Raw genomic sequence first — 20,221 nt, 5'->3', positions numbered from 1 at the left:
GCTCACACGTAAATTTGACAATGGGAGCAAAACCGTATGGACACCAATTCGGCAGCCAATTCAGCGGAAGGCACGGTCAAGGAAGTCGCGGGCAAGGTACAGGGCGCCGTCGGCGACGTGCTGGGCGATACCGGCACGCAACTGGCCGGCAAGGCGAAAGAGCTCAGCGGCAAAGCCCAGCAACTGGCCGCGAGCACGACGAGTCTCGTGCGTGAGACCACGGCGGAAAGCCCGTTCACCGCGATCGCGGTGGTGGCGCTCGCCGGTTTTGTGGCCGGCGCGCTGTGGGCGCACGGTGCGGCGGGACGCGACTATCGCCGTTGATTTTTGACGGGGTTGACCACGGGGCGATCTGCTTCAGGCGATCGCCCGTTCCGCGTTCGTATACCGCCGTTTGTACAGCGCCGGTTTTGCACCGTTTTACGCGTCGCCTTTTTTGCGACGCCCCGCGCCCATCTCCAATTCCACCCACGTAGGCGCATGATCGCTCGCGTGCGGCTCGCCCCGCACCCAGCGATCGACGCCCGCATCGCGCATGCGCGGCGCGAGGTCGGCGCTCAGCAGCAGATGGTCGATGCGCAAGCCGGAGTTCGTGTCCCAATGCCGGCGGAAATAGTCCCAGAAGGTGTAGACCCGCTCGTCGCCGAAACGCGTTCGCAGCGCGTCGGTCCAGCCTTGCGCGAGCAGCCGCTGGTAACGCTCGCGGCTCTCAGGTTGCAGCAGCGCGTCCTTCAGCCAGGAGCGCGGGTTGTAGATGTCTTCGTCGGTGGGCACCACGTTGAAGTCGCCAGCCAGCACGACCGGATGAGCGCTTTTGTACAGCTTCGCCGCGTGCCTGATGAAATGGTCGAACCACGCCAGCTTATAGTCGAACTTGGGGCCCGGTTGCGGATTGCCGTTCGGTAGGTAGAGGCACGCCACCAGCACGCCGCCCACTGCGGCTTCGAGATAGCGGCTGTGCGTGTCGTCCTCGAAACCGGGCAGGCCACGGCGGCTCTCCAGCGGCGCTTCGCCTTTCGACAGAATCGCCACGCCGTTCCATGCGCTTTGCCCTTGCCAGATCGCGCCGTAGCCCGCGTCGCGCAGTTGCTCCACGGGAAACGCGCTGTCCACCGCTTTGAGTTCCTGAAAACAGACGATGTCGGGCGCCTCGCGCTCGAGCCACTGCAGAAGCGCCGGCAGGCGCGAGCGGATCCCGTTGATGTTGAAGGTCGCGATTCGAAGCCTGGCCACGGCATGTCCTCCCTGCAATGCGTGCTATTGCGCCGCTGCGTCGCACCACTCGATCGCCCATGACCTCGCGCATGAAATGGCATCCGCCTGGTCCGAAAAGGCGTCGATGTCGCCGGAATCGTGCGACTGGACGTGCTCGTTTTTGCGCGGCGCGCGAGTGATCTTCGCTCTCGCGTAGTAGAGGCCGTCGTCATGGCGGGCGCGGCAATCGATATGAAAATGCCGGTAGTCGAACTGCATTCGCTCTCCTTTGAACGCGCTTCACTGCATCTGCCGTAGCATCGCTTATACCCGGGCAGTTGTCTTCACAGCACGACGGCAATCGCACGCGCCGACCTCGCGCGCGTGATTGCCGTCGTTGTGAGGCCGCGCGTGCAGTCGGCGCGAGTCAGTTCGGCACGTTCACGGCGCCGTTGGTCACGGTGATCGCATTGATGCCCGGACTCGCCGCGATCGCCGGCAGATTGGCCGTGGTCAGCGCGGGGGCGGCGCCGGCCGTGCCGCCACGGGGCACCGTGTGAATCACCTGCGACGGCGGCAGCGGCGTACCGCTCTTCAGATGACTCCACATCAGATTGAGCGCCTGAAGATTGTAGTAATGCAGCGGCACGAAGCGCGAGTCGAACCCCGCCACGCCGAGGAACGCATCGAAATGCTGGGCGTTCGTCACTTCGTAGAACGAGAGCTTGCTCGCCCCGCCTTCGCTCAATTGATTCAGGCCGAGATACGGCCGCGACGCATGGTTGATCGGCACCAACGCATCCGCGCGGCCCTGCACGATGATGGCAGGCTTGCCATGCAGATTCGCGTTCACGCGAATGGCCTCGACGCTGTTGGCCAGCGTGCCGTTCGTCCACAGCGTACGCAGGCAGGAGGCGCCCGAGTAACTGCCGTCGGGGGTCGCCAGCCGGTGGTCCGCCGCTCCGCCGCCCGAGTTGAAGACGAGGTTGATGCCGTTGGTCGGCGGCACCCCGTTGCCATTGCCGAACACCGTCAGCATCGGTGACACGGCCGGTGTCACGCCGGCTGTTCCCGTCGCGCTCGTCGTGCCGAAGCTGAAATCGCAAAGGTTGGCGGTGACACTCGCTTTCGCGTACGCATTTGCGTAAGTCACTGCAACAGCCGGCACCGCTTGCGAGTCCCACATCGGCGCTTGCAGCAGATCGGAGTCGGTCTGATAGCCGTTTTGATGCAGCAGCGCCAGCGCGTTGATCGCCTGGGTCGTCACGTCCCCACCCGCGATCACGCCGGCGCTAGCGAGCGATGCGCAGCGGGCGGTGCGAATCGCCGTGGTCGTGGCGAGCGGCAGTGCCGTCAGATACGGTGCGCCGGCCGCGGCGGGCGCGAGCGCCGCGCACGGTTGCAACTGGTTGGCGAGCGTCATGTAGTCGGCGAGCGGCTTGCCGAATGCACCGACGGGCACGCCGCCCTGAGCCACCGACACCTGCGCGGGCAAGCGCAAATTGATCTGCGGTTCGCCGACGACAACCGCGGTGATCCAACCGGACGTGTCCTGTTCCGCCGCCGCGAGCGACGCGCCGCCGCCATTGCTCACCGAAGCCGCAATCGTCGTGATGCTACCGCCCGCGTAACGCACGGTACGGGTCGAACCGTTGAGCGCACCATACGAATCGTTGAGCGCCCAATACGCGAACTGGATCGCCTCCAACGTATCGTTGCCCCAATCCTTCTCGGGATTCTGCTGCGAGTGCGCATGCTTGAACGCGTAGCGATTCGGAAACTGGCTGTTGAAAGTTGCGAGATCGGTGTTGCCCAGGTTGGCCGTGAAGAGGCTGGCCTTGCCCGCGGCGGTGGCATCCTGCAAGGTGCCGTCGATCAATGTGACCCGATTGGACGACAGTTCGTGCGCACCGTTGCCACTGCCTTTGTCGGTGTACGCCACCGCGCAACCTCGCTTGAGCCCCCACTCGCCGGCGGCGGAAATCGCGCCGTACACGCCGCGCGAACCAGATGACGTCGCCGTGACTATGCACGGCTGATCAGGATTAAAGCTCGCTGGAATCTGCACCAGCATGGTGACGTTCTGCGTGCCGCTGCCGTCGTCGGCGTAAGCGAGATATTCCTTGCCGGCGATCTTGCCTTCGCCGAGCGTGTCGTTGCCGTTCAGATCGACATTCGGCCCCCAGAAGCGTCCGTAGCCGCCGTTCGCCGTCATGTCGACGAGCGCGCGATAGTTCGACCAGATGGCGAGGCGGCGGAGTTCGGCGGCGGTAGGTTGCGCAGCGTTGGCAATGGCCGGCGCGGCAGTCGATCCGAGGCCGGTTTTGCCGAGGCCCGCGGTGAGCAGGTCGTCGGTATTGCCGTCGTAGGATTGGCTCTTGACCGATGCGGTGGTGATAAAGCTGGGCAGCGTATTGGCTTGCGGTGGCGGGCTACTTTCGCTACCGCCGCTGTGGCATGCAGTCAGCACGACTGCCACCGCCAACATGATCGCCAGGGTTGGCACAACCGGGACCGGTCGTTGCGTGGGCTCGACTCTGAGATTGGACTTCACGTTTTTCGTCTCCGATATTTGCTAATACCGTTGTGAATGCAACGGCACCGAAATTGCCGCGTACTGTCCAATGGATCGCGACGCTTCGGATACCGACGCATCGCTAGCCTGCATTGACCTTTCAATGGAGTCAATAGACGTCATGTCTTCGCATAACGAAAGTCAGGATCCGGGCGACGTCCAAGCCGCCATCCCAACACAACCTTCACGCCGCCGCTTTCTTCAATCTGCTGCCGCTGCCGCCACGGTGGGCGCGGCGCCGCATCTGCGCGCGCAGACCCAAACCCCGACCGCGCCGCCGGCTCAGGTTCAGCAAGCGGTGCCACCGCGTCCGGTCACGCTGACCGTGAATGGGCGCGCATACACGCTGCAACTCGAGCCGCGCGTGACCTTGCTCGATGCATTAAGGGAATACGCGGGTTTGATGGGCACAAAGAAGGGCTGCGATCGCGGACAGTGCGGTGCATGCACGGTGCTCGCCAATGGCCGCCGTATCAACTCCTGCTTGACTCTCGCGGTGATGCATGAAGGCGAGACCATCACGACGGTCGAAGGGCTTGCCGCCAACGGCGCATTGAGTCCGATGCAGCGCGCCTTCATTGAACACGATGCCTTTCAATGCGGTTACTGTACGCCCGGGCAGTTGTGTTCCGCGACCGCCCTTCTGAACGAATTCCGCAACGGCACCGCCAGCACCGTCACGGCCGATGTCCGCAGCCGCCCCGCCCAACTCTCCGACGACGAAATCCGCGAACGCATGAGCGGCAACATTTGCCGCTGCGGTGCCTACGCGAATATCGTGGCCGCCGTACGCGCGGTGCATGAAGGTGGCGGCCAGAACAACGGCACCAACACCCCTAACGCCTGAGGGAGCGACAGCATGGATGCGATCTCATACGAACGCGCCGGCGATGTCGCCGGCGCAGTGCGGGCAGCGCAGCAGCCGGGGGCGGTGTTCATCGGCGGGGGCACGAATCTGCTCGATCTGATGAAGGGCGGCGTAGCGCGGCCGATGCGGCTAATCGATATCACGCATATCGGCGGACTCGATACGGTCACCACACTGCCGGACGGCGGCATCCGGCTCGGCGCGCTGGTGCGCAACAGCGATGCCGCCAACCACGCGCTGGTGCGCGAGCAATACCCGTTGCTCTCGCAAGCATTTCTGGCGGGCGCGTCGTCGCAATTACGCAATATGGCGACCGTCGGCGGCAATCTGCTGCAACGCACGCGTTGCGGCTACTTCTACGACACGGCCTTCACGCAGTGCAACAAGCGCATGCCGGGCAGCGGCTGCGCGGCGCTCGACGGCCACAATCGCACCCATGCGATTCTCGGCGCGAGTCCGCAATGCATCGCGGTGAATCCGTCGGATATGAGCGTGGCGCTTGCCGCGCTCGATGCCGTGGTGCGCGTGAGCGGCCCGGCCGGCGAGCGAACCATTGCGTTCGCCGACTTTCACCGGCTTCCCGGCGACCGGCCCGATGTCGACACCACGTTGCAGCCGGGCGAATTGATTACCGCCGTCGATCTTCCGCCGCCGCTCTTCAGCGCGAACTCGCATTATCTGAAAGTGCGTGACCGCGCCAGTTACGCATTCGCGCTGATCTCGGTCGCCGCCGCCTTGCAGATGGACGGCGTTCGCGTGAAGACCGCGCGCATCGCGTTGGGCGGCGTCGCGCACAAACCGTGGCGCACGAGTGTCGCGGAACAGATGCTCAACGGCCAGCCGCTCACGCAGGCAACGCTGAATAACGCCGCCTCGGCCGCATTGCGCGAAGCGCGGCCGCAGCGCGAGAATCGCTTCAAGGTGGAGCTCGCGCAGCGTGCGATCGTGCGCGCCGTGAACCAGGCCGCCGGGCACGCGGGAGGTGTCGCATGAATCTCATCGGCCAACCCGTCGACCGGATCGACGGCCTGCTCAAGGTCACCGGCGAAGCCCGTTACGCCGCCGAATTTCCCGAAGCGCGTCTCGCACATGCGGTGCTCGTCACCAGCACGATCGCGCGCGGCACCATTGCATCGATCGATGCGAGCCGCGCGCAGTCACTGCCCGGCGTGCTGCTCGTGATGACGTATCAGAACGCGCCGCGTCTGCCGAACGGCGGCAAGGCCGCATTGGCGCCGCCCGCGGGACGCCGCCTTTCGCTGCTGCAGGACAATCAGATTCACTACAGCAACGAACCGGTCGCCGTGGTGGTGGCCGACACGCTTGAACACGCCACCGACGCCGCGCATCAATTGCGCATCACGTATCAGAGCGGCGCAGCGACGCTGGACTTCGCGCAGGCCAAGCCAAACGCGCACGCGCCGGACAAGCCGCAAGGCCGGCAAACCGACACGCGACGCGGCAGCTTCGACGACGGCCTGCAAAGCGGTGCGGTACGCGTGGACGCGACGTACACCACGCCGATCGAACATCACAACCCGATGGAGCCGCACGCCACCATGGCGCGTTGGGACGGTCCGCAACTCACGCTCTACGATTCGACACAAGGCGTCAGCAGCGCGGCGCAGGCAATCGCCAGAACGCTCGGCGTTTCGCCCGCCGATGTGCGCGTGATTTCGCCATTCGTGGGCGGCGGCTTCGGTTGCAAGGGCTCGTCGTGGTCGCATGTGTCCTTGTGCGCGATGGCGGCGAAACAAACCGGGCGCCCCGTGCGGCTCGTACTCGAACGGCCGCAGATGTTCGGGCCGGTCGGCGCGCGGCCGCGCACAGAACAGCATTTCGTGCTCGCCGCGCGCCACGACGGCACGCTGACCGCGATGCGCCACGACAGCATCTCGAACACCTCTGTGATCGAAGACTGGACCGAGACCTGCTGCATGGTCACACGCATGCTGTACGCGGTGCCGAACCAGGTGACCACGCACCGCATCGTGCCGCTCAATCTCGGCACGCCGACCTTCATGCGCGCGCCGGGTGAGACGACCGGTTCGTTCGCGCTCGAATCGGCCATGGACGAACTCGCGGCGGCCTTGAAGATGGACCCGCTCGCGCTGCGCATCAAGAATTACGCCGAGGCCGATCCGCAGGAAAACAAGCCGTGGTCGGGCAAATCATTGCGCGAGTGCTATCTGACCGGCGCGGAGAAATTCGGCTGGTCGCGCCGCTCGCCGGCGCCTCGCTCGATGCGCAACGGCAGCACGCTGATCGGCATGGGCATGGCGAGCGCGACCTATCCGGCCAATCGCAGCGAAGCCAGCGCCCTTGCGCGGATCTTGCCGGACGGCACCGCGATGGTCGCCTCCGGTACGCAGGATATCGGCACCGGCACCTACACCGTGATGACCCAGGTGGCCGCCGACGCACTCGGCTTCGCGCCGGAGAACATCCACTTCGCGCTCGGCGATTCGTCGCTGCCCAGAGCGCCGGTGTCGGGCGGATCGCAGTCGGCCGCGAGCGTATCGCCGGCCGTGCGCGACGCGGCGAGCCAGGCGCGCAGCCAGTTGATCGCGCTCGCGCTTGCCGATCAGGCTTCGCCCGTGCACGGCATCGCGCTCGACGACATCACCGTGGAAAACGGCTGGGTGATGAGCCGCTCGCAACCGGGCAAGCGCGATCCGGCGGCGGCGATCATCGCGCGCTCGGGCGGCAAGCCGATCGAGGCGAGTGCGACCGTCAAGCCGGGCGACGAAAAGCAGAAGTACTCGTTCCACTCGTTCGGCGCGGTGTTCGCGGAGGTGCACGTCGATGCCGATCTCGGCACGATCCGCGTGGCACGCGTGGTCGGCGTGTACGACGTGGGTCGCGTGCTCAACCTGAAGACGGCGCGCAGCCAGTTGATGGGCGGCATCGTGTGGGGCATTGGGGCGGCGCTACAGGAAGAGACCTCGCTCGATACGCGCTATGGCCGCTTCACCAATGCAAATCTCGCCGAATATCACGTGCCTGTGAATGCCGATATCGGCTCGCTCGACATTACCTTTATCGACCGGCCGGATCCGTATATCAACTCGCTCGGGGTACGAGGAATCGGCGAGATCGGCATTACGGGCGTACCGGCGGCAATTGCGAACGCGGTGTATCACGCCACCGGCGTGCGCGTGCGCGATTTGCCCGTCACGCTCGATAAGGTCATGGGCGCGATGCAGGTTTGATGGGCGCGCTGTTGCGGTCGCGGCGGAAATCGGGGCGGCGAGCGCCGCGCATTGATATTCGCGCTTGCCTGTGGCCGCGTTGCATCGCACAATCGACCTCATTCCTTCTACCGGTGCCCGCCCATGGCCTACGCTTCGCTCGCCACTGGCGTGTTGCTCGCCGCCGGTTTCGGCTCGCGCTTCGACCCGGAAGGCCTCCACAGTAAACTGCTGGCACGCATGCCCGATGGCACGCTGGTGGCGCATGAAGCCGCGCATCGGCTGCTGCGGGTCGTGACGCAGGTGGTGGCCGTGGTGCGGCCAGGTTCGGACGCGCTCGCGCGGCTGCTCAACGACGCCGGCTGCGACGTCGTGTTCGCGGCGGACGCCGAGCGCGGCATGGGCGCAAGCCTCGCCGCCGGTGTCGGGGCAAGCGCGGAGGCCGAAGGCTGGATCGTCGCGCTTGCGGACATGCCGCGCATCGCCACTACCACGATCGAAGCCGTGGCGCGCGCCCTGGACGGCGGCGCTTCGCTGGTCGCGCCGTTTTACCAGGGACAGCGCGGGCATCCGGTCGGCTTCGGCATCGAGCATCGCGACGCGCTGCTGGCGCTCGACGGCGATATGGGCGCGAGATCCCTCTTCATGTCGCAGCAGGTGACGCGCCTTGATGTGGACGATGCGGGTATCTTGCGCGACGTCGATACGCCTGAGGACTTGCGCAAGCTGTAGTTGTGCGCTTGGTACAGCTGGGCGTTACCGGTAGACACACTATCGTCGGCGCAATCGGCCGCGACTGCTGACACGCTTGATCTGGACCGGCATTCAGGCGCATACTGTATATCCATACAGTATTTCAACCCACGCGGTTTAATGCGTTTAGTCACGCACAGCCGCGGCGCGTCCGCATGAAACGTATTTCTATCGAACCGTCTTTTGCCGCCTGGCGCCATGCGGCGCGGGAACTGTTACGGCAAGGCGTCGAACCGGAGCGAATCGAGTGGGTTGAACGCGATTCGTGTGATCCGGCCGGCTCGCATAACGGCAACGCAAGCGCTCAACAAGGTTCCGCCACCGCTCCGGCCGCCCCTACGCCCGCCATTCCTCGCGAACTGCTCGCCTGGCTGAAAACGGCGGCGTGCGTTTACGCGCCGGACCGCTGGTCCCTGCTCTATCGCATCCTGTGGCGTTGGACACACGGCGAACGCCACGTGCTCGATCCGCAAGACGCCGACGGCGCGCTGCTCGATCAGCGCATCCAGTCGGTCGAGCACGAAACCGGCGATCTGGTGGCGCTCACCCTGTTCAGGCGACGCGATCCGTCCATGGGGCCGCCGGAATTCGTCGGTTGGTACGAGCCGCATCATGATTTGCTGGCGCAGGCCGCCGAGCGTTTTGCCGAGCGCATGGGCGATTCCACGTGGATGCTGGCGACGCCGCAGGGCGCTGCGTTCTGGAACGGCATGTTGCTGCAAATCAGCCGGCCGGCAACGGAAGAAAACGGACACGTCACGCACGCTTTGCCGGTCGGCCAGTTGAACGAGCCAGCCACGCCAGCATTACCACCGAGCCAGCCGAACGGCCCGACCACGCCGACATTGCCGCCCGCCGCCATGGCCGGCGAAGCCACGACCAGCGAACCCACCGAGGCGCTTTGGCTCGCCTACTACGCCAACGTATTCAATGGCGCGTCGGCGCCCATGCCACTGCGTTACTGGAGAACGCCGCCCGCTGGTCCGCCGCTGCCCGCGCAACTCGCGCGCAAGCGCAGCCGTCTCGGCGCGCAGAGCGGCACCGTCACCGTTCCGGAGATGCCGCCGCTCGAATATTCGGCGGTGACACCACCCTTGCGCGAGCCCACCGGCCCGCTAGCCACCTGCCGGCGCTGCGCGTTGTGGCGCAACGCAAAGCAGGCCGTCGCGGGCGCCGGCCCGGCTCACGCCGCGCTCATGGTGGTCGGCGAACAACCCGGCGAGCATGAGAACCAGCATGGCGTGCCCTTCATGGGCCTCGCCGGTCAACTGCTCGACACGGTGCTTGCGCGCGCCGGCCTCGATCGCGGGGCGCTCTTTCTGACCTATGCCGTCAAGCATTACAAATGGGAAACGCTGGAGCAGCAGCGCGTCCACCGAACGCCCGCGCGACGCGAGGTCGAGGCTTGCCAGTACTGGCTGGACCACGAACTCGCGCAGATCGCGCCGCGCGTGGTTGTGACACTCGGCGCGACGGCGCTGAAGGCGTTGACCGGCGCGCACGTCAATCTGTCGGAATATCTGGGGCAGACCATCGATCACGGCGGCCGGCTGATCGTGCCGACGTGGCATCCGTCTTATGCGCTGAAAATGGCCGACAGCCGGCTGCGCGAGGATATCGTCGCGGGCATGGTGACGGCGTTCAGTCACGCGGCGGCGTTGGCGGCGGCAGAGGCGTAGCTTTTTTTACCCTTGGGTTTGTGCTGCTCACGCACGCGTCTACTTCATTGATTGACTATCGTATGCCTCTGCGCATCCAAATCATTGCAGAGCCGTTGCCACCTTGACCTGCTCGTTTTCGAACGCGGGCTGGAAGGCATCGAGGTCGTCGTCAGTCATGCCGACCGGCGCCGACTTCGCGACACGTTTCCAGTCTCTGACCGCGTTGCGAACTTCATTGAGAATGCGTTTCGCCTCGTCGGCAGAGAGCCTGAAGTAAGGCGCTTCATTCATCACCGCCTCGATCGAGTCGACCGGCCCGTAGTCTTCATTGAGCCATAACTTCAGCTCGGGGTCCTTATCCGGGAAAGGGTTGATGTCGAACGCCGGCGCGAGCCGCCACTGCCCATGCTCGACGTGCAGGAAACCGTGGTTCTGCACATGGTCGTCGACATTGGTAATCAGCAGATTGAACACGAGTCGCCGCCACAACTCCTCGAGGTCGCGCTTCGGGTCCACGCAACGCGCGATGATGCAATCAGCTATCTGGGTGTAGGCGTGCTCTTCCTGCCGTGACGCTTGCAGCATGGAGCCAGCCGAGAGGTACGGGATCCGGCCGCCGTTCGCGACACGATCAAAGCGGCGCACGAGCGCAACCGGGATGTCTTCCGACATGACAATGCGCGACTGCGCCACCGTAATGCCGGCGGCCGCGGCCAGATGAAGAGCGAGCACTTCCCCACGCGTGACACTGCGGTCGTCGTTGACGCTGGGAAATTTGCCGATGGCCAGTTGCCCGTCCTCATCGAGAATCGTGCACTTGGGGCGCATACCGCCAAGCGACGTCCCGCGCCCGCGCAAATACTTCAGGTCGGCTGCGGTTTCCCTGTTCATCTCGACCGCGCGAGTGGCGCCGATCAAATGACCCAATTCGAGCAAGGGCGGCGTGCCACGCCCTCCGTCTTCAATGCTGCGCAAATAGTTGCCCGCTTCATCCACGAATCGCAACGCACCGATCCGGCTCATATCGTCGACGCCCAGCAGGTAGTCCATCTCCGTGAGCCCGGCGCGCGGCACCTCCAGTCCCTTCTCCTGCGCCGACTTGCGACGCCTCGCGTGGTCACGCGCGATCACCCGGCATCCCCATCCGTCGGGCTCGGTATCCGCAAATGCGAAGTGAAAAATCGAATCGTCCCTGCTGGGCGCCTTACGAAACTGCTGACCGTAAACCAGCTGCAAATCGGGCGAAATCTCGAACCGGCCGGTGGATTGCAGCCACGCTTCGTGATAAGCAAAGCTTGAGTTTTCGCGTGCGCCGTCCTTGTTGAAAGTCAGGGCGCCAACGGGAAGCGCCGCTTGCCCAAGCGCCACCCGGACGATCTGCTGCGACACAGGCCGCTTCATAGCGCCCCCGATTCTGGCGTGACACGTTTATTGCGAACCCGCTGCGGCAGTTGCTGGTTCATTAAGGTCAGCCCGATGGTGTCGCCAGCGGAATCCATTAGTCCGTCGATTTTGTCCAACTCACCCAGAACGAGAAACGCCTGCGCGATCGTGCCGATAGAGATACGTTCGTCGCCGTGTTCCATGCGACGCAGCGTAGCGACGGACGTCTGAATGCGCTCGGCCATTGACGCCTGGGTCAACCGGCGTCGACGGCGCGCCAGCGCAAGGTCGGCTCCGAGTTTCTTCAAGGCACGCACGACCGGCAGAGGGATCGGATCTCTTTTTCTTTTAACGCTCACATGTGAGCGCTTATGTGGCTTTGTGGTTTCCATATGAGCGGTAATTCAGGATATGGGTTTCCTATTGTCCGCGCGCATTGTTCCTGGGTCAAGAAAATCGACTTAATCGCTCACAGATGATCTTTTCTAAACATATAGCGATCATATGTGAGCGATTAACAGGAACGGAAAGTCGTGCGGATGGCGGCACACGCGTAGCCAAAAGGGACGTTCCGGGATTCACCCACCACCCGTCGAGCCCTCAGGCACGCGCCTTGCGGATCACAAACCCGCCGCGCAAGCCGCAACGATTCCGCCTAAGCTGATGTGACGCCGCATTTTCCCAAGCACCGGCGCGACACTTGAGCCTCTACCCGTTTCGTTCCCGGCCCGCGCGTCGCGAACCCATCACACGCCCCATGAGCGAAACCAGCCCGCGCCTTTTCATTGTCTCGCCCCATTTCGACGACGCCGTCTTCAGTTGCGGCGCATTGCTCGCCGCCCATCCCGACGCCGCCGTCTGCACGGTATTCGCCGCGCCGCCCGAGCAGCCGATGCACACCGAATGGGATGAAAAGTCAGGCTTCACGGACGCCCATCAGGCCATCCACGAACGCACGCTGGAAGACAACCGCGCACTCGAAGTGCTCGACGCGATTCCGCTGCGCATGCCATTTCGCGACAGCCAGTATTCGGACTCGCCGTCGATCAGCAAAATGGCGGCGGCGCTCGAAGAAACCATCTACCGCACCACCGCCAACACCTTGCTGATGCCGCTCGGCCTATATCACGACGATCACGTGCGAGTGTTCGAAGCCTGCTGTGAAATCCTGCCGCGCCTGTCGCATCTAACCTGGTTCGGCTACGAGGAAGCGATTCACCGGCGCACGCCCGGCGTGGTGCAGGCGCGGCTCGCCGATCTCGCGCAGCGCGGCATCGTCGCGACGCCGGCCAGTCCAAGCGCCGGCCACACCATCGACGCGCAGCGCCGCGCACAACTCAAACGCGAGGCGGTCTATGCTTATGAGAGCCAGTTGCGCGCGTTTGGCGCAGGCAATTACGACGACATCTTCGCGACCGAGCGCTACTGGCAGCTCAGCGTGGGTCGTCGCGTGAAAAAGTAGCAGACGCGGCGCGCCGGAAAGGCCTACGCTTGAAGAGAACGGCCGGCGAGAGTTCGACGCCCTCGCCGCACCGGCTTCTTCTCCACTCAAAGGTGCTGCCATGAGCTACGACATGCATACCAGTCCGATTCCCGACCCCAACGCCGATCCGAACCGCGACCCGGAAGCCGATCCGCTGGTGCCGCCGTCGCCTGGCCATCACACAGAGGAGCCGCAGCGGCCCGATGGGCCGCCGGACAAAGACCCGGTGTGACCGCGTTGCGCGGCCAGCCACCGCAAGCGCGAATCAGCGCATCAGTTCGGTAAAGCCTTGCAACAGACGGTCGATGTCGGCCGCGTGAATGTTGCCCATCGTCGAGATGCGGAACAGTTCGGCCGACAAGCCGCCTTGCCCTGCATAGATGACGAAGCCGCGCGCCTTCAGCGCGTCGTGCAGGTGCGGATACGCGACGCCTTGCGGCAAACGGTACGCGCGCAGCACCACCGACGACTCTTCCGGCGGCAGCACGCTGCCGATGCCGCGCTCGGCGAGGCCCGCCCGCGCCTGTTCAGCCAGCGCCGCATAGCGCGCGTGACGCGCGCGCCAGCCGCCTTCGTCGGCGAGTTCGCGCAACGCTTCGACCAGTGCATAGTACGCATGCACCGACGGTGTGAACGGCGTGTTGCGCTGATCCTGCAACTTCGCGAGACGGCCGAGATCCAGGTAATACGTGCGGCTCGCCGCCTGCGCGAGCGCCGCGCGGCGCACCAGCACGAACGAGGCGCCCGGCACGCCATGCAGACATTTGTTCGCCGTGGCGGCGACCGCGTCGAGACTGGTGTCGGCGAAATCGATCGTCTCCGCGCCGAAGCTGCTCACGCCGTCCACCAGCAGACGCAGTCCGCGTTCGCGGCACAATGCGCCGAGCGCAACCAGATCGTTCAGACGGCCCGTGGTGGTTTCATGATGGATCACGGCGACGTGCGTGAACGCCTTGTCCGCATCGAGACGTTCGCCGATCCTGGCGAGATCGGGCGCCTGCATCCAGTCGTGCTTCAGCGATTCGTGCGCGATGCCGTATTGCGCCGCGATCTGCGAAATACGCTCGCCGTACACGCCGTTTTCCACCACGAGCAGTTTGCCGTTCTGCGGCACCAGCGCGGCAGTCATGCTTTCGACGGCCGCCGTGCCGGAGCCTGTCATCAGCACCGCCTGCCATTCGCGCGCGTCGAGACCGTAGAGATCGACGAGGCGCGTGCGGGCCTCTTCCTGCAAATCGAAAAACTCGCTTTCGCGATGGCACAGATCCGTCTGCAACAGGCTGTTGCGAACGCGTTCGGTGAGCGTCACCGGGCCGGGATTAAGCAGCAGCATGAGCGTTCCCTGACATTGAATCGAGTTTGACTCGAGGTTGACTTCAAGCGGCGCCGATGTGGCGCATCAGACGCGTCTTCACATCGGGCGGCGTGATGGTGGGACGCGGCAGCCCGTCGGGTGTGCCGCGACGAATGGCCAGACGCACGAAGCGCGGGCCGTCGAGCGGCGCGGCTTCGAACAGGTCGTCGAGCACATTCACGTCGTCGCTTTCGACCGCCGACGCATAACCGCACGCCGCCGCCACGCCCGCAAACGAAACTTGCGGCGAGACCGTGGCCTGGCCGCCGGTCGAATCGTGCGCGCCGTTATCGAGCAGCACGTGCGTGAGATTCGACGGGCCGTACGCGCCGATGGTGGCGAATGCGCCCATGCGCATCAGCGCGGCGCCGTCGCCGTCGAGCGCGACCACGTGCAGGTCGGGACGCGACAACGCAAGACCCAGCGCGAACGGCGTCACGCAACCCATCGAGCCGACCATGTACAACTGGTTCGCACGATCGTCGATCGCATAGAGCTCGCGCCCGCAAAAGCCGGTCGACGCGAGCACCACCGTCGATTCGAGCGGCGTGTGCGCGATCACCTTGTTCAGCGCGTCGTGACGCGAAGGCAGTTCGCTCGCCGCCACATTCGTGAACCGCGATTGCGGCGTGACAGGCACGCGGCGCTCGCTCGCACCGCTGTCCTTCAATTCGTACGGCGCCACGCTGCCCTTCTGCATCACAAGCGCGTACGGGCGGCCGGTTTCATCCATATGCGCGATGGCGCGATCGAGCGCCGGGCCGTTTGCGTCGGCTTCCGTCGGGAAGGTTTCCCAGGGAATCTCCATCGTCTCGAGCATCGCGGGTGTGACCGGACCCATCAGCGCGTGCTGCGGTTCGTCGGCGACACCGGGCTGGCCGCGCCACGTGACGATCAGCAATTGCGGCAGACGGAAGGTCCACGTGAGCGAGGTCAACGGGCTCACGGCGTTGCCGAGCCCGGAGTTCTGCATCATGGTGATGCCGCGCCGGCCGTTTTGCGCGCCGAGCGTGACGCCCGCGATCAACGCGACGGCGTCGCCTTCATTGGCCGCCGACACGTAATGCAACGATTCGTCCTGCAACACGTAGTTGATGAACGGCGTCAGATACGAGCACGGCACGCCCGCATACCAGTCGAAGCCGCGCTCGCGCGCCGCCTCGACGAACTGTGCTGCCTCGATCATTGCGCGGCTCCGCTCGCTGCGTCCGTCGCATCTTTGCCGGCTGCGCCAACCGCGGCCGCGAACGGCGCCTGCGCATGCGCGAAATCGCCCGCACGGCGGAAGTCTTCCAGGTCGTTCACGCCGCGCCAGTGGCCGTGCACGTATTGCACTTCGATCGATTCACCCGCTTCGATCAGCGCGTTCAGCAACGCCGGCATGTCGAGCGACGCGAAATCCGCGCGCGCCTGCAACTGGCTCATCACCGCCTGCAAACGCTCACGGCCTTCACCGCGCACATTCAGCAAACCGACCCAGCGGCCATGCGGTATTTGCGACGCGATCGCCGAGGATGCATCCTGCCCGCTCGAAACGTGACGCAGCACGACCTTGTTGCCGAACAAACCGCGGTCGTCGGCGGCCGAACACCACGCGAAATCGCGCACACTGGCATTTTCGGCGTCGGTCAATGACGAATCGACCACCACGCTGAACGCCGCTTCGCTCTCCACGAGATCACGCAGGATATAGCTGCGGAACAGCAGATCGCCGTACGAGACCACCGTGTCGCCCGCGAGTTTATCGACCGCACACGCGAGCGACGCGAGTTCGCCGGTTTGCGCGTGCTGTTCATTGACGACGAGCTTGATGCCCGCCGTGTCGATCGCATCGGCGCGATAACCGCCGACCACGGTAATGTCGTTCACGCCCTGCTTCTTGAACGCATCGACGAGCCAGCGCAACAGCGGCTTGCCGGCGATCGGCAGCATCACCTTCGGACGGTCTTCGGTCACGGCTTCGAGGCCCTTGCCGCGGCTCGCCGCGAGCACGACCGCGGAACCGGCGGCACGGCCGCTCGACAGGTAGCGATCCTCGGCTTCCGAGTATTCGTCGGCGTCTTGCAGGCGGAAAATTTCGTTGACGGCGGCAATGCTGTCTTCCACATTGACGAGCGTTTCGCTCGAATGGATTTCCTTGGCGACGGCCTGCATGGCCGACGTCGCCGCGCGAATCAGATGGTTCGCCCAGATCACCGTGCTGATGCCGGCTTCGCGGAACACTTCGGTCGGCGTGCTGTAGTACTTGGTCGGCACGATCACGACCGGCCCGCGGCCGGCCCATTCGCGCGCGAATTCGAGAATTTCGTCGGGACGCGACAGCTTGCTGTGAATCAGGATCGCGTCCGCGCCGGCCTGGCGATACGCTTCCGCGCGACGCAGCGCTTCGTCCATACCCCAACCGGCGATCAACGCTTCAACCCGCGCGACGATCGAAAAATTCTCATCGGACTGCGAGTCTTTACCCGCTTTGATCTTGCCGCAGAACTCGTCCATATCGGCGAGCGGCTGCGCTTCGCCGTTGATGAAGCTGTTGGTCTTGGGGAACTGCTTGTCTTCGATACACACGCCGGCAATGCCGCGCTGTTCGAGCTTGCGCACCAGGCGGCGCACGTTGTTGAAGTTGCCGTAGCCGGTATCGCCGTCGAGCAGGATCGGCAGATCGCTGGCGTCGGCCATGAATTCGAGCGTGTCGACCACTTGCGTCCAGCTTGCTTCGTTGTTGTCGCGCACGCCGTATTGCGCGGAGATCGCGAGGCCCGAACCCCAGATGGCCTTGAAGCCGGCTTCGCGAACAATGCGGGCGGACAGGCCGTTATGAGCCTCCATCATGAATTCGAGTTCGTTGCTGACGAGCATCTGGCGCAGGCGCGCGCTACGGGAAACAGACACGAAAGCGGGTTCGCGGGCGTTCATTTTATGTACTCCTGGTGGCGGGCTTATCAATGCTCTTCTATTGCCCGGCTGGCGTCTGGAAAACGGCGACTATAGCGGAATTTTTATTTATTCGTCTTTTCCGTGACTGCGGTTTTCTTCATTTGCGGATAAGTGGAAAAATGTGTCGTTTTTTGCAATCCGCAAATGCGAGAAGTTGCTTGGATTTTATTGGCGTTTTGTGGAATTCTGCCGCAACCGCACGACCACGCTTCGATGGGCGGCGTGTCCGTTCGTTTTTGTCATCACGCGGTTGTGGCGATACCGAGGTTTTAGTATCCGTATTTTATTTACGGAAGGTTTTAACTCTTATTATCGATTCGCCAACACTGCCATTTTCCCACCCGCAATAGTGGGAAACCCGATTGAGTCGGCATCGAATAAATCAGCCAGTGCAATGCAGCATAAAGCCGCCCTCGCGATGATAAAAAGTCCTTTTAGTCAGACGAATAAAAATACCTGACAGCGGGTTTCCCCTGCCCTGCGCAGCTTCTGTCGCCGCGCCGTAAACACAGTCAGCGACAAGCCACTCGCCGCAAGCGAATCCAATCCCTGACCGACCACTGTGCGAAAGCAGAAACCGCTATGACCCTGAATAAAAAACTGACCTCGATGATCGCCGTCCTCTGGATCGGCCTGATCCTGATCGGCGGCTTCGGCGCATGGCAAAACCGTGCCTCCATGATCGCCGACCGCCGCGATCAGTTGAAATCGCTGATCGACCAGGCCAACCACATCGTCGAGCGCTACTACACGCTCGCGCAGCAGCACACCATCACGGACGAGGAAGCCAGAAAGCAGGCGCTCGATTCCCTCAAGGCGATGCGTTACGGCACGGACGGCTACATCTCCGTCAACAATTCGCAGCCCGTCATGCTGATGCATCCGTTCAAGCCGCAGATGGTCGGCAAGGACCTGACGCAATTCACCGATCCGGCGGGCAACCATCTGTTCGTCGATATCGTCAACGCGGGCAATCGCGACGGCGGCGGCTTCGTCGACTACCTGTGGGCCAAGCCGGGCAGCGACAAACCCGTGGCCAAGACCAGCTTCTCGCGGCACTTCGCGCCGTGGGACTGGTATATCGTCACTGGCATGTACATGGACGACGTGCAACGCGCGTTCTACGCGAATCTGCTGCGCTGGCTCGTCATTACCGTCGCGCTCGGCGCGATCGCCACCGTCGTCATGTTGCTGGTGCTGCGCAGTATTCGCCGCATGCTCGGCGGCGACCTCGAAGTGGCCGTCGAACACGCGCGGTTGATGGCGCGCGGCGATCTGGCCACGCGCGTGCCGGTTCAGTCGGACAACACCGGCAGCCTGTTGCACGCGCTTCAGACGATGCAGGCCGGTCTCGTCGAAACGGTGTCGCGCGTGCGTCTCGGCACGGAGAACATCAATATCGGCGCGACCGAAATCGCCGCCGGCAACACGGACCTGTCGCAGCGCACGGAAGAACAGGCCGCCGCGCTCGTCGAGACGGCGTCGAGCATGGACCAGATGACGGTCAACGTGAAGCAGAACGCGGACAGCGCGCTGCAGGCCGCGCATCTCGCCGGCCAGGCCGCGGACGTCGCCACGCGCGGCAGCCGCGTGGTCGACGACGTGGTGCGCACGATGGGCGAGATCACCACCAGCTCGCGGCAGATCGGCGACATCATCGGCGTGATCGACGGCATCGCTTTCCAGACCAACATCCTGGCGCTCAACGCCGCCGTCGAAGCGGCCCGCGCGGGCGAACAGGGACGCGGCTTCGCGGTGGTCGCCGCCGAAGTGCGCAGCCTCGCGCAACGTTCGGCCACGGCGGCGAAGGAAATCAAGGCGTTGATTGAAACGTCGACGACTACCGTGGAATCCGGCGCGTCGCTGGTCGCCAACGCCGGGTCGACGATGGGCGAGATCGTGCAATCGGTGCGCCGCGTGAACGAGATTCTCGAGGAGATCAGCAACGCCTCGCGCGAACAGAGCGCGGGCATCGAGCAGGTCAATCGCGCGGTCGGCGAAATGGATCAGGTCACGCAGCAGAACGCGGCGCTGGTCGAAGAGGCCGCCGCTGCGGCGCATTCCTTGAAGGATCAGGTGGGTGTGCTGCGCGAAGCGATTTCGAGCTTCGCGCTGCCGGCCTGAGCGTTTTTTGCACCGCCTGACACGAGCAGCGGAAACAGCAGGAGCAGCAAAAAAAGAAGGCGCTCGACAGGCAGGGAGCGCCTCTTTAACACGCCGCGTCGGAGTCGACGCATTAATCGAACGAAACAGCCGCGCGGATTTTTCAAGTCCGCGCGGTTTTTTTATGGCCGCGCGCGCCCCGGTCTAGCGTCGGTTTGCGCCTCGTCGGCACTGTCACCGCGCTCGGCGGCGGCACGGTGCGCGACGTTCGGCTCGGTCACTATCCTCTTGCGTGGATCTCGCATACAGATTACGTTCTCATTACAATCGGAGCGGCGTCGATAGCCGCGGCGTGCGCGAGGTGGCTGCGCAACTGGCAAAGGCTCTTCGTCACGGTCGACGCGATCGGCTGCGACGTGGCCGCCGCGCAGGCCGCAAGCCCCGCCATTGTCGTGCTGGCCGGCGCGATCATCGGCGTGTGCTGCGGCATGCCGCGCGACGTACTGCGCAACCAGATGCCGCTGGTGTTTTGCGTCAGGAGTTGTACGCGAGCATCGCGCCCGACGCCGGCGTCGTGTATGTGGCTTTGCAAGCCTGCGGCGTGGCGCCGGAACCGGTGTCGCTCGTGGTGCTAGCAAGCGGTTTCGCGATGCGCATGCCAGCCGCGCGTTTCCGCTGGCAACTCAAGGTATTCACTGCCGCCGATTCAGGCGGCGCAA

Annotated in this window: 19 protein-coding genes; 10 read left to right on the top strand and 9 right to left on the bottom strand. The window is 64.2% G+C overall.

Annotated features, from left to right (window positions below; translation table 11 throughout):
* Positions 1-36 precede the first annotated feature (36 nt).
* Positions 37-324, top strand: a complete 288-nt coding sequence (locus B0G82_RS30380) for a CsbD family protein (RefSeq protein WP_106282441.1) — start codon at positions 37-39, stop codon at positions 322-324.
* A gap of 96 nt (positions 325-420) precedes the next feature.
* Here B0G82_RS30380 and B0G82_RS30375 read toward each other — a convergent pair whose 3' ends face one another.
* The 3 genes from B0G82_RS30375 to B0G82_RS30365 form a co-directional block, all read right to left on the bottom strand.
* Positions 421-1,233 (bottom strand): exodeoxyribonuclease III, encoded by an 813-nt coding sequence (locus B0G82_RS30375; protein ID WP_121310026.1) that lies wholly within the window; start codon positions 1,231-1,233, stop codon positions 421-423.
* A 24-nt stretch (positions 1,234-1,257) separates the two neighbouring features.
* A complete protein-coding gene (locus B0G82_RS30370; RefSeq protein WP_121310025.1) occupies positions 1,258-1,473 on the bottom strand; it encodes a hypothetical protein in 216 nt (71 codons plus the stop codon).
* Between the two features lie 148 nt (positions 1,474-1,621).
* Positions 1,622-3,682: a D-(-)-3-hydroxybutyrate oligomer hydrolase gene (locus B0G82_RS30365; protein WP_121310024.1), complete on the bottom strand. Its 2,061-nt coding sequence runs from the start codon at positions 3,680-3,682 to the stop codon at positions 1,622-1,624.
* Between the two features lie 208 nt (positions 3,683-3,890).
* Here B0G82_RS30365 and B0G82_RS30360 point away from each other — a divergent pair, with 208 nt between their 5' ends.
* The 5 genes from B0G82_RS30360 to B0G82_RS30340 all read left to right on the top strand — a co-directional run bounded on the left by B0G82_RS30360 (position 3,891) and on the right by B0G82_RS30340 (position 10,260).
* Complete coding sequence (locus tag B0G82_RS30360; RefSeq protein WP_121310023.1) at positions 3,891-4,616, top strand: 2Fe-2S iron-sulfur cluster-binding protein; 726 nt, start codon at positions 3,891-3,893, stop codon at positions 4,614-4,616.
* Positions 4,617-4,628: 12 nt separating this feature from the next.
* Positions 4,629-5,630, top strand: coding sequence for a xanthine dehydrogenase family protein subunit M (locus tag B0G82_RS30355; RefSeq protein ID WP_121310022.1), 1,002 nt, complete (start codon positions 4,629-4,631; stop codon positions 5,628-5,630).
* Positions 5,627-7,849 (top strand): xanthine dehydrogenase family protein molybdopterin-binding subunit, encoded by a 2,223-nt coding sequence (locus B0G82_RS30350; protein WP_121310021.1) that lies wholly within the window; start codon positions 5,627-5,629, stop codon positions 7,847-7,849. Before B0G82_RS30355 ends, B0G82_RS30350 begins: the two co-directional genes overlap by 4 nt.
* Before the next feature lie 123 nt (positions 7,850-7,972).
* A complete protein-coding gene (locus B0G82_RS30345) occupies positions 7,973-8,560 on the top strand; it encodes a nucleotidyltransferase family protein (RefSeq protein WP_116147828.1) in 588 nt (195 codons plus the stop codon).
* Positions 8,561-8,736: 176 nt separating this feature from the next.
* A complete protein-coding gene (locus B0G82_RS30340) occupies positions 8,737-10,260 on the top strand; it encodes a UdgX family uracil-DNA binding protein (RefSeq protein ID WP_121310020.1) in 1,524 nt (507 codons plus the stop codon).
* 81 nt (positions 10,261-10,341) lie between these two features.
* On the opposite strand, the gene B0G82_RS30335 is transcribed toward B0G82_RS30340, so the two are convergent.
* Positions 10,342-11,643: a type II toxin-antitoxin system HipA family toxin gene (locus B0G82_RS30335; RefSeq protein WP_121310019.1), complete on the bottom strand. Its 1,302-nt coding sequence runs from the start codon at positions 11,641-11,643 to the stop codon at positions 10,342-10,344.
* Positions 11,640-12,017 carry a helix-turn-helix transcriptional regulator gene (locus B0G82_RS30330; RefSeq protein ID WP_116147823.1) on the bottom strand — a complete coding sequence of 126 codons (378 nt, stop codon included), beginning with the start codon at positions 12,015-12,017 and terminating at the stop codon, positions 11,640-11,642. Before B0G82_RS30330 ends, B0G82_RS30335 begins: the two co-directional genes overlap by 4 nt.
* 365 nt (positions 12,018-12,382) lie before the next feature.
* Here B0G82_RS30330 and B0G82_RS30325 point away from each other — a divergent pair, with 365 nt between their 5' ends.
* Positions 12,383-13,087, top strand: a complete 705-nt coding sequence (locus tag B0G82_RS30325) for a PIG-L family deacetylase (protein WP_106282452.1) — start codon at positions 12,383-12,385, stop codon at positions 13,085-13,087.
* A 100-nt stretch (positions 13,088-13,187) separates the two neighbouring features.
* Positions 13,188-13,340 carry a hypothetical protein gene (locus tag B0G82_RS40205; RefSeq protein WP_165614491.1) on the top strand — a complete coding sequence of 51 codons (153 nt, stop codon included), beginning with the start codon at positions 13,188-13,190 and terminating at the stop codon, positions 13,338-13,340.
* A 33-nt stretch (positions 13,341-13,373) separates the two neighbouring features.
* Here the strand turns inward: B0G82_RS40205 and B0G82_RS30320 are convergent, their stop codons facing one another.
* From B0G82_RS30320 to aepX, 3 genes are read right to left on the bottom strand one after another with little or no spacing between them, the layout of a single operon-like run.
* Positions 13,374-14,441, bottom strand: a complete 1,068-nt coding sequence (locus tag B0G82_RS30320) for a 2-aminoethylphosphonate aminotransferase (protein WP_121310018.1) — start codon at positions 14,439-14,441, stop codon at positions 13,374-13,376.
* Positions 14,442-14,484: 43 nt separating this feature from the next.
* A complete protein-coding gene (gene aepY, locus B0G82_RS30315) occupies positions 14,485-15,648 on the bottom strand; it encodes a phosphonopyruvate decarboxylase (RefSeq protein WP_121310017.1) in 1,164 nt (387 codons plus the stop codon).
* Complete coding sequence (aepX, locus tag B0G82_RS30310; RefSeq protein ID WP_121310016.1) at positions 15,645-17,378, bottom strand: phosphoenolpyruvate mutase; 1,734 nt, start codon at positions 17,376-17,378, stop codon at positions 15,645-15,647. Before aepX ends, aepY begins: the two co-directional genes overlap by 4 nt.
* A gap of 142 nt (positions 17,379-17,520) precedes the next feature.
* On the opposite strand from aepX, the gene B0G82_RS40320 reads away from it, so the two are divergent.
* Together B0G82_RS40320 and B0G82_RS30305 are read left to right on the top strand one after the other, a co-directional pair.
* Positions 17,521-17,859 carry a hypothetical protein gene (locus tag B0G82_RS40320; RefSeq protein ID WP_206751628.1) on the top strand — a complete coding sequence of 113 codons (339 nt, stop codon included), beginning with the start codon at positions 17,521-17,523 and terminating at the stop codon, positions 17,857-17,859.
* Positions 17,860-17,981: 122 nt separating this feature from the next.
* Positions 17,982-19,523 carry a methyl-accepting chemotaxis protein gene (locus tag B0G82_RS30305; RefSeq protein ID WP_121310015.1) on the top strand — a complete coding sequence of 514 codons (1,542 nt, stop codon included), beginning with the start codon at positions 17,982-17,984 and terminating at the stop codon, positions 19,521-19,523.
* A 289-nt stretch (positions 19,524-19,812) separates the two neighbouring features.
* On the opposite strand, the gene B0G82_RS40715 is transcribed toward B0G82_RS30305, so the two are convergent.
* A complete protein-coding gene (locus B0G82_RS40715) occupies positions 19,813-20,094 on the bottom strand; it encodes a hypothetical protein (RefSeq protein WP_241974900.1) in 282 nt (93 codons plus the stop codon).
* Between the last annotated feature and the right edge of the window lie 127 nt (positions 20,095-20,221).

The sequence above is a fragment of the Paraburkholderia sp. BL17N1 genome, assembly GCF_003634175.1.
In the GTDB taxonomy this organism is placed as follows: domain Bacteria; phylum Pseudomonadota; class Gammaproteobacteria; order Burkholderiales; family Burkholderiaceae; genus Paraburkholderia.
Note: the sequence above shows the minus strand (reverse complement) of the source record. Positions and strands in the feature narration are given on the sequence as shown.

Coding starts and splice junctions, on each gene's coding strand:
- B0G82_RS30380 (WP_106282441.1), top strand. CDS start 37: ATGGACACCAATTCGGCAGCCAATTCAGCGGAAGGCACGGTCAAGGAA.
- B0G82_RS30370 (WP_121310025.1), bottom strand. CDS start 1,473: ATGCAGTTCGACTACCGGCATTTTCATATCGATTGCCGCGCCCGCCAT.
- B0G82_RS30365 (WP_121310024.1), bottom strand. CDS start 3,682: ATGTTGGCGGTGGCAGTCGTGCTGACTGCATGCCACAGCGGCGGTAGC.
- B0G82_RS30360 (WP_121310023.1), top strand. CDS start 3,891: ATGTCTTCGCATAACGAAAGTCAGGATCCGGGCGACGTCCAAGCCGCC.
- B0G82_RS30355 (WP_121310022.1), top strand. CDS start 4,629: ATGGATGCGATCTCATACGAACGCGCCGGCGATGTCGCCGGCGCAGTG.
- B0G82_RS30350 (WP_121310021.1), top strand. CDS start 5,627: ATGAATCTCATCGGCCAACCCGTCGACCGGATCGACGGCCTGCTCAAG.
- B0G82_RS30345 (WP_116147828.1), top strand. CDS start 7,973: ATGGCCTACGCTTCGCTCGCCACTGGCGTGTTGCTCGCCGCCGGTTTC.
- B0G82_RS30340 (WP_121310020.1), top strand. CDS start 8,737: ATGAAACGTATTTCTATCGAACCGTCTTTTGCCGCCTGGCGCCATGCG.
- B0G82_RS30335 (WP_121310019.1), bottom strand. CDS start 11,643: ATGAAGCGGCCTGTGTCGCAGCAGATCGTCCGGGTGGCGCTTGGGCAA.
- B0G82_RS30330 (WP_116147823.1), bottom strand. CDS start 12,017: ATGGAAACCACAAAGCCACATAAGCGCTCACATGTGAGCGTTAAAAGA.
- B0G82_RS30325 (WP_106282452.1), top strand. CDS start 12,383: ATGAGCGAAACCAGCCCGCGCCTTTTCATTGTCTCGCCCCATTTCGAC.
- B0G82_RS40205 (WP_165614491.1), top strand. CDS start 13,188: ATGAGCTACGACATGCATACCAGTCCGATTCCCGACCCCAACGCCGAT.
- B0G82_RS30320 (WP_121310018.1), bottom strand. CDS start 14,441: ATGCTGCTGCTTAATCCCGGCCCGGTGACGCTCACCGAACGCGTTCGC.
- aepY (WP_121310017.1), bottom strand. CDS start 15,648: ATGATCGAGGCAGCACAGTTCGTCGAGGCGGCGCGCGAGCGCGGCTTC.
- aepX (WP_121310016.1), bottom strand. CDS start 17,378: ATGAACGCCCGCGAACCCGCTTTCGTGTCTGTTTCCCGTAGCGCGCGC.
- B0G82_RS30305 (WP_121310015.1), top strand. CDS start 17,982: ATGACCCTGAATAAAAAACTGACCTCGATGATCGCCGTCCTCTGGATC.